Consider the following 11,791-nt stretch of genomic DNA (forward strand, 5'->3'; position numbering starts at 1 on the left):
TCATCGCAATGCTCTCTAATAGAAAGTATAAAACGATTAAGTGCCTTCTTTCAATTTTGATGTTAGTAAATTATAGTTAGTTTCGTAAAGAAAGACAAGTGCGAGGGAGTTACAAATGATTTCTTTAATCAATGTACATAAAAATTATGTCGATAAAGTCGTGCTGGATAAGATTAATTTTGAAATTGCCAGTCACGAATTTTTCGTCCTAGTGGGACCGTCTGGAAGCGGAAAAACCACCTTACTAAAAATGATTAATCGCTTGAATGAACCCAGTTCTGGCCGGATTGAAATCGACGGTCAGGATGTCAAAAAAATTGAGGATATTAAGGCTTTTCGCCGCGGTATTGGTTATGTTTTGCAGTCGGGGGCTTTGTTTCCGAATTTAACCGTTGCTCAAAATATTGCAGTGACTTTGGATGACAAAAAATATAAGCCAGACGAACAAAATCAGTTAATCGCTAGCATGTTAAAGCGAGTAGACCTTGATCCAGCGACCTTCATGCAGCGCTATCCTAATGAACTTTCTGGTGGAGAAGCGCAGCGCGTCGGGATTGTTCGAGCTTTGATTTTCAAACCCAATATCATGCTAATGGACGAGCCTTTTTCCGCACTGGATCCACTGTCCCGTCGGCAATTGCAGAATCTGCTTTTGGACTTGCACCGGGAATTTAAGACCACGATTGTCTTTGTGACCCACGATATGCAAGAAGCCCTGAAATTGGGTCAGCGAGTAGCAATTTTGCATGAAGGTGAGATTCAACAAATCGCTAGTCCACGAGAAATTATGGCGAAACCGGCCAACGACTTTGTCCGTAATTTCTTTGCTGAAGAAAATCCAGCCGCGCAGAATGTTGAGAATGTTATCGCTGCTGGCTTTGCCGAAGAGTCTGTTGGGCAAAGATTTAACATATCGGCTTCAGCCAGTTTGGCTGACCTAGCAGCTGCCCTGCAAAAAGCACCGGATGCAATCGTTCAAGTCGACGACTGGCAAATCAGCAAGGATGACGTATTGAACTACTTGGCAGCTAACGGAGGGGAGGCCGCTCATGAATAATTTTATGAATTATATTAACGAAAACGGCTCCGCAATCGGGAAAGCTTTGCTACAGCATATTTCCTTATCCTTCGTCTCTTTGATGATTACCATGGTGATTGCCATTCCGCTCGCTATTTTCTTGATGCGCTATCCCAAGGTGGGCGAAGCGGTTCAACAACTAGCCGGCGTCATCCAAACCTTGCCCAGCTTGGCGATTTTGGGTCTCTTGATTCCCTTTGTCGGGATTGGTACTGTGCCGGCCGTTATTGCACTGGTGCTGTATGCCATCATGCCGATTTTCTCTAATACCTATGCCGGCTTAACCGGTATTGACCCTGAACTAAAGGAAGCTGCGGAAGCCTTCGGTTTGTCCGGGCCTTTCAAACTCTTTCGGATTTACTTGCCACTAGCACTACCCATGATTTTGACCGGAATCCGCTTGGCCATGGTCATGATTATTGGAACGGCTACCTTGGCCGCCTTGATTGGTGGCGGAGGGTTAGGAACCTACATTTTGCTGGGCATTCAAACCAACAATAACAATGCCTTGCTGGTTGGTGCCTTGCTATCTGCTATTTTGGCGCTGCTGGCTTCTTACCTCCTGAAGATTCTTAGCAAGCTTTCCTTTAAAAAATTGGGTATTGGCCTTGTTGCCTTATTGATCATCCTTGGCGGTTTTTACGGTTGGCAGGCCTGGTCGAACAGCCAAAGCCAGACCATTACCATTGCCGGTAAAATGGGCGGCGAACCCGAGATTTTGATTAACATGTACAAGGATGTGATTGAGGCCGATGATTCCCACACTGAAGTGAAGCTGAAGCCAAACTTTGGGGGAACTTCCTTCCTCTTTGGGGCCCTACGTTCTGGCAAGATTGACATCTATCCTGAATTTACCGGAACGGTTTTGCAGTCCCTTGTAAAGGGGGATGGCCAGGTTGCCCACAATCCAGAAAGGGCCTATCAAGCGGCTCGTCAGTCCTTAAATAAGCAGTTCAACTTGGATTATTTGGCACCCATGGCTTATCAAAATGGCTATGCTTTAACAGTTCGTGCCAGTGATGCCAAGCAGTATCAGTTGAAAAGCATTGCTGATTTGGCCAAGTATCCACAATTTAAGGCTGGCTTTGATCCTGACTTTTACCAGCAAAAGGATGGTTATCCTGGCCTTAAGGAGAAATACCATTTGGATTTCACCAATGTTAAAACGATGGAACCCGCTTTGCGCTATGAGGCTTTGAATAATGGTCAGTTAGACGTCACGGATGCCTACACAACTGATCCACAAATTAAGCAGTATCACTTAGTGGTTTTGAAGGATAGTGACGGCTTCTTCCCGCCATATCAAGCGGCACCCTTGATGTCACATAGCTTTGCCCGCAAGCATCCGCGTGCGGTTAAGGCCTTGGATAAGTTGAAGGGGAAGGTGACGACTGAACAAATGCAGGCCATGAACTACAAGGTGACGGTCTTGCACCAAAAGGCCGCTGACGTTGCCAAAGAATTCTTGCAGCAAGAACATTTGATTTAAGGAGTTACAATGCAGGCTTACCTCGTTAAAAAAGCAGGCGGACCCGAGGTTTTGGAAAGGGTTACGCGACCCAAACCAGGAGTTAAACCGGGCTGGAGTCGGATTAAAATCAAGGGCTTTGGCTTGAATCATTCAGAAGTTTTCACCCGGGAAGGGAAGTCACCTAGCGTGCATTTTCCAAGAATCTTGGGCATTGAAGCCGTTGGTGTGATCGATGGGAGTTCGGATGAAGAAAAGTTACCGCTTGGAAGGGCCGTGGTTACCTTTATGGGCGAAATGGACCGGGCCTACGACGGCAGTTATTCGGAATATGTTCTAGTGCCCAATAAGCAAATTTACCCCGTAAAAACTAATTTTTCCTGGACTGACTTGGCAGCAATACCAGAAACTTTTTATACGGCCTATGGAATTTTTAAGAGTCTTCAGTTTAAAGCCGACGACCAGCTCTTGATTCGAGCGGCCAGTTCTAGCGTTGGTTTTGCCCTGTTAAAGCTGGTCAAGGCCCTACCTTTTTCCGTTCAAGTGACTGGCACGACTCGTTCTGCAGCTAAGGCTAAAGCTTTACAGGCGGCAGGTTTTGACCAGGTGATTGTGACCGATAATCCTAATCAACTGGAATCGAAATTGAATTTTGATAAAATGGCGGATTTAATTGGGCCCACTAGCTTGCTTGATTCCTTTGCTCACTTGAAGGAATACGGCATTGTCAGTTCGACAGGGCAGCTCGGGGGGCAATGGACGCTGCCAAATTTTGATCCGATTTCTGATATCCCGAACAATCGCTATTTAACCGGTTTTTATTCCGGAGACGTCGAACCTGGCGTTCTTCAGGCAATGTTCAATTATCTTGAAGATCAGTATGTCGATGTTCGTCCAAATAAGGTTTTCCCTTTTTTAGATTTAGTCGCTGCTCACCATTATCTTGACAGGGCTGAGGGAATGGGAAAAGTCGTGGTCATGTTATAGGAGAGTATTATGCAAATCAAACAGACGGAGAATCACGATTTAATCAAACTTGAAAAGGGTGACCAGCTAATGGCCGCCATTAAAGAATTTGCTCTAGAAAAGCAGGTATCTGGGACTTTTAGCGGCATCGGTGCAATGGACAAGGTTGTTATCTCAACCTATTTACCAGAAAAAAGTGATTTTCTCGACCACGAAAAAGAGGGCCTGCTGGAGATGTTCACTTTGACAGGTAATGTTTCTTGGAACGATGCGGAACCGGTCGTTCATGCGCATGCGGGATTTTCTTTTTTAGATGGTAATCAGGAAGTGGCGGTCATTGCTGGTGATTTGCGTGAAGCCCATGTTTCCTATACGGCGGAGATTCTTTTTGTACCGGAAACAGAAAAAATTATGCGCGAATTTGATTCCAAAGCTGGCATTGATGTCTGGAAATTAAATTAAAAAGAGCTGACGGCTAATTTTTAGTCATCAGCTTTTGTTATACTAGAAGAAGATTAAGCCTTTGCTGCCAATGGAGAAAAGCATGATTTTACCAGAACTATTAGAAAAATTTGAGTCGGATTTTAAAGAGAAAACGCCCATTCAAGCGGCCTTATTTGATCGGCTGGCGGAGGGTGAATCACTCTTTGGTTTGGCACCGACTGGTTCCGGTAAAACCTTGGCCTTTACCTTGCCCCTGCTTTCCCGTTTGGACCTAACCGCTAAGCAAAGCCAAATGATGATTTTGGCGCCTTCCCAGGAATTGGGAGCGCAGTTGGCTCAAGTTATTCGTCCTTATGCCAGCTTGATTGGCGTGAAAGTGGCAGCCTTAATTGGAGGTGCCAACGGTAAACGCCAGGCGGACAAGTTGAAAAAGGAAAAGCCTGCTGTTGTCGTCGGCACGCTGGGTCGGATTCAGACCATGATTGCCGGCGGTGCTCTCAAAACCAAGCACATTAGCATGCTAGTCATTGATGAAGCAGATGCCACCATTACCGAAGAGCATCGCGAAGATTTGGAAAAGTTGGCTGATTCTTTGCCCGCCTTGCAGCAGGTTAGTCTCTTTTCGGCAACCTCCGGTGTTGATTTGGCCTGGGTGCAGCAACTCTTCGGGCAAGCGGTTACGCCCGTTTCCGTTGGGCAACAGGCGCCGAAAAGCATTGACCATACTTATTTGCACGTTGATGCTCGCGCCAGTCACAAAGTTTTGATTGAATTAGCTCGGCGCCATATTCAAGCCTTGGTTTTCTTTAATTCGATTAATGCCTTGGTTGCCGCGCAGGCTGCACTACGTCACGAGCACGCCTCCGTCATGTCGGTTGGGAATAACGAAAAGTCCCACTTGAAGCGAGCCGATGCTTTGAAATCCTTTAAGAAGGGTGACTTGGACTTGCTTTTGGCAACGGATGTGGCCGGGCGTGGCCTTGATATTACCGGCCTTCCTCTGGTCGTAAATGCCCAGGTACCCCGTAACTTAACCACTTACCTGCATCGTTCCGGTCGTACCGGCCGTGCCGGTCAAAAGGGAAAAGTTTTGACCTTGGGAAACGATCACGACATTCGCTTGCTCAAGCAGTACTTGCCCGATGACATCGAACTAACAAAGTTTTCCTGGTCGGCCTTTAACACTAAGAAAGCGTCGAAGCCAACCGCAGAAAAAGCCGAAGATAGTCAAAAAGAAAGTCCACATGCAGAAGAGTCTGTCTCTCAACGCCCCAAAGCTGCTCCAGCCAAGAAAAAGCCAGCAGCTGCAGCAATTCAGACTGTTGGCAAAGTCAAAGCGAAGAAAAAGCACCAGGCCCGTAAGCGTAAGAATAAGGGTAAGCCCAAGTGGGCCCAGCAACATGATTAAGATAATGGACTCCAAACTGAAGGGTTTGGAGTTTTTATTTTTGCCAAAGCCAACTCCTCAAAAGCCTGTTATAAAGCCGGTTGCGACCTCCGCCCGTAACTTGAGACAGTAATTTTTGATGAGGTATTGTAAAAAAACACTCGATTCTGAATACTTAGTGACAGGCATATTTGACCGATCAAGATAAAGGAATGGGAAAAGGATGAAAAATCAGTTTGGGAGTCAGTTAGTTATGCTGCGGCAGAAAAAGAATCTGTCACAAGAAGGACTAGCGCAAAAATTATTTGTATCACGGCAGTCAATTTCAAAATGGGAAAATGGGGAAGTCGAACCCAGCATTGATAAGTTAATCATGCTGGCTGAAATTTTCGCCGTTGACTTGGATTTTCTTCTTTTAGGGAAAAGTCAGCACGATGAGGTCATTTTGAAAATGGCGAAAGTTCAAAAGCACTTTGATAAAGCGGTATTACGCGACGTGAATTTAGAAGTCCGGAGTCGCGACCGCATTGCGCTGCTCGGTAGCAATGGTTCCGGTAAAACGACCATCGTGAATTTGATTTTGGGTGCCTATCGCCCTAATGGCGGTCAGATTCAGCGTTATTTTAAGCCGGAAGATGACCTCAGCGTCATGCCCCAAGAAAATCATTTATTGGAAGCCTTGCGCCTAAAAGAACAGGTTGCCTTATCGGCAAAAATTCAAGGCCAGTACAAGGCGCAAAATCTTAAGGAACTGGTCAATCAATTTCATTTAACTGACCAAAGTAGAAAATTAATTAGCCAGCTATCAGGCGGACAAAAACGACGTTTGGCGCTTTTGCTAGCTCTATTGAAACCAAGTAAGTTGGTCATTTTGGATGAACCGACAGTGGGGATGGACCTTGAATCGATTGACTTCTTCTGGAGCTACCTCGAACATGTCTCCGGTGCTGTCATCACCATTACCCACGATTTTAATCAAATTGACCGCTACTTTAACCGGGTACTGCTGCTTAAAGATGGCGTGATAGCCGCTGATGAACGCGTCGCGACCATTCACTCCAACAACCAAACAATTGAGCAGTGGTACCGTGCTAACAACCAAAGTCAGGAGCAGCCCGCATGATGAATTGGATTCGTATTAAAAGCACTTTTCGTAATCGCCGTTTTGTTCTTTTTACCCTTATATTCCCGCTAGGAACTTACTGGGCGATGAACAACATTGCGCATTCCGCCGGTTACAATAATTTTGAATTTAACACTTTCGCCTTTGTTACAGCCGTCATTATTGGAATCGCTGGAAATTCTGTCGTAACCTTTTCCAAGAAGATTGCGGACAGTCTAGGGTTTTACCGTTTGCAGGCTCAAACTTCGCATTATGGTTTCTTTTCTTGGTTGCGTGATGAGTCCTTGGTGAACTTGTTCTTAAATGCCGTCATCTGCCTTGCGGTTTTGCTCCTTGCTTTGGCTTGTGGCAACGTGCGTTTAACGAGTCACTTGCTGCTAATCATTACTTTACTGTTAATTTTGGGACTTTATTTAACAGGCATCGGCTTTTTCGTTGCTCAAGTTTTTGATCCTAAAACCATTTCTGCCTTGGCCATGCCGTTAAGCAGCGGAATGGGGAGTTTGATGATTCGCTGGGAAAGCTTTTTCAATTCAAATGATACTGTGATTGTAATCTTGACGGCTATCCAAAAATTCTTCCCCGGCTATTATCTTTTCTTGATTATTGAAAAATTAAACGCTCAACAAAGCATCGCGATGGAACTCCTAGCCTTTATTGGCACTTCCTTGTTGCTCGTGATTCCTTTTGGACTACTGTTCCTTTCCAGAAAAATTAAAAGTGCGTAAAGAGATGGCTAGTAAACTCTACCGAGTTTGCTAGCTTTTTGCTTTGTAAATCCATCATTCCAAGCGAAATTCCTATGCTAAAATGGAGTAAGTTTACCGGGTTAATTTTGAAGTGGGCTAGTGCCCGCTTTGAATGTAAAAAGGAGTTAACGATGCCTGAATTACCAGAAGTTGAAACGGTCCGTCGCGGACTAAATATTCAAGTTAAAGGGGCTACGATTCAAGAAGTCGAAGTGCCTTATCCTAAGGTTGTTCAGAGCAGTTTGCAGGATTTCAAGAAGGACTTGATTGGCGCAACCATTACTGAGGTTGACCGCCGCGGCAAGTACTTGCTTTTCCAATTCTCAAACAACAAAACGATGGTTTCCCATCTACGTATGGAAGGACAGTACTCGGTGGAACCCCTGGGGGCTGAGCCACATAAGCACACCGAAGTCATTTTTAAGTTGACGGACGAACGTCAGCTCATGTACAACGATACGCGCCGCTTTGGACGAATGACTTTGGCCGACAGCGACGAAATCATTCAAGAAGTTCCGACTTTGGCCGAACTGGGGCCAGAACCTACCGAGGAAGACTTGCATTTAGGCTACATGGTCAAGATTTTCGGTAAGTCCCATCGCCAGATTAAGCCTTTCTTGCTCGATCAAAGCAAGATTGCCGGTTTGGGCAACATCTACGTCGATGAAGTCCTTTGGCAAACCAAGATTCACCCCGAAACTTTAACGGACCAGTTGACCCGCAAGCAGCTCGAAGAACTTCGCGAAAACATCATTGCTGAAATTAAGAAGGCGATTGCCAATCACGGTACGACCGTCCATTCTTTCAGTAACGTTTTTGGTAAGGTTGGTGAATTTCAAAATCAGCTCGATGTATACGGACGAGCCGGCAAACCTTGCCGCCGTTGTGGCGAAACTTTAATCAAAATGAAGGTCGCCCAGCGTGGTACAACGATTTGTCCACGCGAACAAATTTTAGTAAAAAGTAAGTAAAGGATTAGCATGAAGCCAGAAAAAATTAGCATTCGTCGAGTCAAGTTAACGGCTCGCCAACAATTAAAGAAATCTTTCAGTGATGCTTTAAAGGCCAATTTTTTCATGATCGTTTTTCAGGTTATCCAGGTCTGGATTCTGGCACTCAGTATTTTGACTATCATTATGACGGTCAATGATCCAAGTAGTTCTTCCACGTCTGGCAGTAACAACCCCTTGGGACCGGAGAATATTATCACGGTCCTTGCTCGAGCGGTCATGACCCTGTTTGTCTGGTCAGCCTTGTGGACGACGATTGATGCTTTCCAGGCGCCCAACAGTAAGGTCACTTTCCGCCAAACTTTGCAGAGCTTTACCAACGGCCATTTTGGTGTGACCTTCTTACTTGCCCTGGTGCAAAACATTTTGCTCAAATTGTGGACGGTCTTAACCATGCCTTTGTTAAGCATTCCGGGAATCGTGAAGCGCTTTTCATATTCGCAGACCTACTATGCTTACAAAATGGATTTGCTCTTTAACCGTAAGCAGCGTTCATTGACGGACTACATTACGATTTCGCGCCGGGTCATGGATGGGCATAAGTGGGAGCTCTTTCGCCTAGAACTGTCATTTTTCTTCTGGCATCTCCTTGGGATTTTGACCTTTGGGCTGGGCTACATCTACGTTTTGCCTTATCTTTACACTAGCCGGGTCGTCTATTCGACTCAGATTTTTGCTCAAGCGGTAAAGGAGCCTTAATCATGAAAATCATTGGTTTAACGGGTGGCATTGCCACGGGAAAGTCAACCGTTAGCAAAATGCTGGCTCAAGCCGGTTTTCCCATTGTGGATGCTGATTTAGTGGCCCGCGAGGTCGTCGAACCCGGCACAACCACACTGGAAAAAATTAAGATGGCCTTTGGTGCCAACATTATTGATAACGGCGTTTTAGACCGTAAGCGGCTTGGCGAACGGATCTTTGCAGATCCTAGTCAACGGCGGGAATTGGACCAAATTATTCAACCCGCCATAAAGAGCGCCATGGAAGATAAGATTGCCTTTTGGCGGATGCAGAAGGTGCCGCTTCTGATTATCGACTTGGCTCTTTTGTTTGAACGGGGCTACGATAAAACCGACCTCTTTGACAAGATTGTTTTGGTCATGACGGACCGGCGGATCCAACTGGAGCGCTTAATGGCACGTAACCACTTATCTTTGGCCGAAGCCGAGCAGCGGGTTAATTCCCAGATGAAAAGCGAGCAAAAATTGGCCGGAGCTGATTTTGTGATTGATAATAACGGCAATTTGGACGACCTGAAACAGCAGGTTGACGAACTGATTGCAAAGTTACAGGAATATGGGCATGCGCAATGATGAATCCAAAACTGAATTAAAAGCTTCGGCGGGTTTGCTTTTGCAGAGTCGGTCCTTGATTTCAAATAGTGATTTGGAACGGCTAGACGACCTCTATTTACCTTTCTTAGGGCCCAATACAGCGGCTTTGTACCGTCTTTTGGCCAAAGAAGTTACCCATGTTGATGAATGGCAGGAACGACCGGACCATAATTTCATTTTGGATTCCTTGACGATGAGCTTGCCTGAATTCGTCCGTTCCCGCCGGCGTTTGGAAGGGGCTGGTTTGTTAAAAAGCTACTACCTTCAAGATCAGTTGGGGGAGCTCTACACCTATCAATTGCTGGCGCCTTTGTCCGCGGAGGACTTTTTCAAGGAACCGCTTTTAGCAGGTTTGCTTTACAACTATTTGGGTGAAGAACGCTTCTTACAACTCGAAAAGCGCTATGGCTTGCAAGGTCAGCGTGAAATCAAGGGTGAAGACTTATCCGCAAACTTCCTGCAAGTTTATGGCAGACAGGGCAACCGCCGTGCGCCAGCTAGTCAAATCCCAACGAGCACCAAGCCAAGTTTTGACCGCCAAGCTTCCGACTTTGATTTTAAGGGGATGACGGCTTTGGTACAGGGCACGCAAGAAGATGAAGTGGCACGCCACCGCGATTTCATTTTGGCCCAGCAGATTTTGTATGGCTTTAACGAGCAGGAAATGGCCCGAGCCGTTTCGCAGGCGACCTCTTTAGCAGATCATAAAATTGACGAGGGCCAGTTGCAACGGATTCTAGCCAGTCAGGGTCAGAGCGTAAAGCCTAAAGAAAAGGGGCCTTCCACGACGGTTGCAGCGAAAGAGTCGTCCAAGCAGCCCGTCTCGACAGCTTTAGAAGCCTTGCTGCAGGCCGCCAATGAAATGGCGCCGATGGATTTCTTACAGGCCCTTAAGCAGGATAACCACGGTTTCGTTGCCAATAACGAACGGCGGATTTTGACCGACTTGATTGAAAAAACGACCTTGCCTGCTCCAGTGATTAACATCCTGACCTATCAGGTTTTGGTGGGGATGGATAATACCAGCTTGAAGCGTAACTTGGTCGAGGCCATCGCCAATGACTGGTCGAAGGCACAAATTAAGACGGCCGAGGGGGCGATTAAGGCCATCAAGGACCGTCAAAATCGCCCACAGAGCAAAACCAACAACTACCGTGGTAAGCCAAGAGCAACCCGGGTCGAACCAAAACTTGTTAAAAATGAGGACGCCCATCCTCAGAGTCATAATCAAGCCGATATGCAGGCCGCGTTGGCAGCTTTGCAACAGCTGCGTACCAAGAAGTGAGGTAAAGGGTGAAGAGTTTAGCAGAAGTTTTAAAGACATTTCAGGCGCGCTATCCCAACCAGGATCAGACGTCGTTAACGGCGATTGCTGAAGAAATTTTGGCTGATCAGGACGTCCAGCGTTTCTGGCAGGAAAATCAGGACAAACTGCGTGGTGACGCCTTTGAGCGCAAGATGATGGATTTATACGAATTCATCCAGCAAAAAAAGCGAATCGCTGATGGACAGCCTTCCTTGTATCCTGGATTTTATCCGAGTTTGGCCTTGGCCAAGGGTTATCCTTACGTTGCCTATGTGCCCAGTGAGGAAACGTTGCGCAAGCAAGAACAGCAGGAAAAGTTAACGGTTTACCAAGTGCCCAAAGCTGTTAAGCAGGCCGACTTGCAAAGCATTGCCGAAGAGTCGGCTCAAGATCCCGGTCGCATCGATGCCTTGACGGAAACCATTCGGATTTTCAATGAACAGGTTCACCATGCGGACCATTTTATTCCGGGCGTTTACCTATCCGGCGATTTTGGAATTGGGAAAACCTATTTGATGGGGGCCTTGGCTAACGCCTTGGCCGTTAATCAAGTGGACGTCATGCTCCTGCATTTTCCGTCCTTTATCAATGATTTGAAGGCTTCCTTTAACAAGCCCCATCAGGATTTGTCGGACTTAATCGACCAGGCTAAAAAGGTCTCGGTCTTGATTTTGGATGACTTGGGAGCCGACACTTTAACGGCCTGGAGCCGTGATGACATTCTGGGTGTTATCTTGGAATACCGGATGCAAAATGAGTTAACGACTTGCTTTACATCCAACTTCGATCTAAATTCATTAGAAAGTTACCTCGCTCAAACCCGAGATGGTGTTGAGCCTGGTAAGGCCGCCCGCCTCATGCAGCGCGTGCGTTTCTTAGCAAAACCGGTCCATATGGCCGGCATTAATCGCCGCTTGGAGTCTTAA

General features: G+C 46.3%; 12 protein-coding genes. All 12 read left to right on the top strand.

The window, feature by feature from the left end; translation table 11 throughout:
- The first annotated feature begins 115 nt into the window (after positions 1-115).
- The 12 genes from ABSY64_RS00550 to dnaI all read left to right on the top strand — a co-directional run bounded on the left by ABSY64_RS00550 (position 116) and on the right by dnaI (position 11,791).
- Complete coding sequence (locus tag ABSY64_RS00550; protein ID WP_349641117.1) at positions 116-1,057, top strand: ATP-binding cassette domain-containing protein; 942 nt, start codon at positions 116-118, stop codon at positions 1,055-1,057.
- Entirely contained in the window at positions 1,050-2,567 is a 1,518-nt protein-coding gene (locus ABSY64_RS00555) for an ABC transporter permease/substrate-binding protein (protein ID WP_349641118.1), read from the top strand. Before ABSY64_RS00550 ends, ABSY64_RS00555 begins: the two co-directional genes overlap by 8 nt.
- Before the next feature lie 9 nt (positions 2,568-2,576).
- Positions 2,577-3,533 (top strand): alcohol dehydrogenase catalytic domain-containing protein, encoded by a 957-nt coding sequence (locus ABSY64_RS00560; protein ID WP_349641119.1) that lies wholly within the window; start codon positions 2,577-2,579, stop codon positions 3,531-3,533.
- 9 nt (positions 3,534-3,542) lie between these two features.
- Positions 3,543-3,974, top strand: coding sequence for a PPC domain-containing DNA-binding protein (locus ABSY64_RS00565; protein ID WP_349641120.1), 432 nt, complete (start codon positions 3,543-3,545; stop codon positions 3,972-3,974).
- Between the two features lie 82 nt (positions 3,975-4,056).
- Positions 4,057-5,364: a DEAD/DEAH box helicase gene (locus tag ABSY64_RS00570; RefSeq protein WP_349641121.1), complete on the top strand. Its 1,308-nt coding sequence runs from the start codon at positions 4,057-4,059 to the stop codon at positions 5,362-5,364.
- Positions 5,365-5,566: 202 nt separating this feature from the next.
- The gene (locus ABSY64_RS00575; protein WP_349641122.1) at positions 5,567-6,466 is read left to right on the top strand and encodes an XRE family transcriptional regulator; all 900 of its coding nucleotides are present in this window, start codon (positions 5,567-5,569) and stop codon (positions 6,464-6,466) included.
- The gene (locus ABSY64_RS00580) at positions 6,463-7,194 is read left to right on the top strand and encodes a multidrug ABC transporter permease (protein ID WP_349641123.1); all 732 of its coding nucleotides are present in this window, start codon (positions 6,463-6,465) and stop codon (positions 7,192-7,194) included. The genes ABSY64_RS00575 and ABSY64_RS00580 overlap by 4 nt, the downstream gene beginning before the upstream one ends.
- A gap of 152 nt (positions 7,195-7,346) precedes the next feature.
- Positions 7,347-8,186 carry a bifunctional DNA-formamidopyrimidine glycosylase/DNA-(apurinic or apyrimidinic site) lyase gene (gene mutM, locus ABSY64_RS00585; protein WP_349641124.1) on the top strand — a complete coding sequence of 280 codons (840 nt, stop codon included), beginning with the start codon at positions 7,347-7,349 and terminating at the stop codon, positions 8,184-8,186.
- 9 nt (positions 8,187-8,195) lie between these two features.
- Entirely contained in the window at positions 8,196-8,924 is a 729-nt protein-coding gene (locus tag ABSY64_RS00590) for a DUF975 family protein (protein ID WP_349641125.1), read from the top strand.
- Between the two features lie 2 nt (positions 8,925-8,926).
- Positions 8,927-9,538: a dephospho-CoA kinase gene (gene coaE, locus ABSY64_RS00595; RefSeq protein ID WP_349641126.1), complete on the top strand. Its 612-nt coding sequence runs from the start codon at positions 8,927-8,929 to the stop codon at positions 9,536-9,538.
- Positions 9,528-10,844: a DnaD domain protein gene (locus ABSY64_RS00600; protein WP_349641127.1), complete on the top strand. Its 1,317-nt coding sequence runs from the start codon at positions 9,528-9,530 to the stop codon at positions 10,842-10,844. Before coaE ends, ABSY64_RS00600 begins: the two co-directional genes overlap by 11 nt.
- An 8-nt stretch (positions 10,845-10,852) precedes the next feature.
- Positions 10,853-11,791 carry a primosomal protein DnaI gene (gene dnaI, locus ABSY64_RS00605; RefSeq protein ID WP_349641128.1) on the top strand — a complete coding sequence of 313 codons (939 nt, stop codon included), beginning with the start codon at positions 10,853-10,855 and terminating at the stop codon, positions 11,789-11,791.

It is taken from the genome of Eupransor demetentiae (assembly GCF_963930865.1).
GTDB lineage: Bacteria > Bacillota > Bacilli > Lactobacillales > Lactobacillaceae > Eupransor > Eupransor demetentiae.

What these genes read in the sequence shown, in the direction of transcription:
- ABSY64_RS00550 (WP_349641117.1), top strand. Translation starts at nt 116, where the DNA reads ATGATTTCTTTAATCAATGTACATAAAAATTATGTCGATAAAGTCGTG.
- ABSY64_RS00555 (WP_349641118.1), top strand. Translation starts at nt 1,050, where the DNA reads ATGAATAATTTTATGAATTATATTAACGAAAACGGCTCCGCAATCGGG.
- ABSY64_RS00560 (WP_349641119.1), top strand. Translation starts at nt 2,577, where the DNA reads ATGCAGGCTTACCTCGTTAAAAAAGCAGGCGGACCCGAGGTTTTGGAA.
- ABSY64_RS00565 (WP_349641120.1), top strand. Translation starts at nt 3,543, where the DNA reads ATGCAAATCAAACAGACGGAGAATCACGATTTAATCAAACTTGAAAAG.
- ABSY64_RS00570 (WP_349641121.1), top strand. Translation starts at nt 4,057, where the DNA reads ATGATTTTACCAGAACTATTAGAAAAATTTGAGTCGGATTTTAAAGAG.
- ABSY64_RS00575 (WP_349641122.1), top strand. Translation starts at nt 5,567, where the DNA reads ATGAAAAATCAGTTTGGGAGTCAGTTAGTTATGCTGCGGCAGAAAAAG.
- ABSY64_RS00580 (WP_349641123.1), top strand. Translation starts at nt 6,463, where the DNA reads ATGATGAATTGGATTCGTATTAAAAGCACTTTTCGTAATCGCCGTTTT.
- mutM (WP_349641124.1), top strand. Translation starts at nt 7,347, where the DNA reads ATGCCTGAATTACCAGAAGTTGAAACGGTCCGTCGCGGACTAAATATT.
- ABSY64_RS00590 (WP_349641125.1), top strand. Translation starts at nt 8,196, where the DNA reads ATGAAGCCAGAAAAAATTAGCATTCGTCGAGTCAAGTTAACGGCTCGC.
- coaE (WP_349641126.1), top strand. Translation starts at nt 8,927, where the DNA reads ATGAAAATCATTGGTTTAACGGGTGGCATTGCCACGGGAAAGTCAACC.
- ABSY64_RS00600 (WP_349641127.1), top strand. Translation starts at nt 9,528, where the DNA reads ATGCGCAATGATGAATCCAAAACTGAATTAAAAGCTTCGGCGGGTTTG.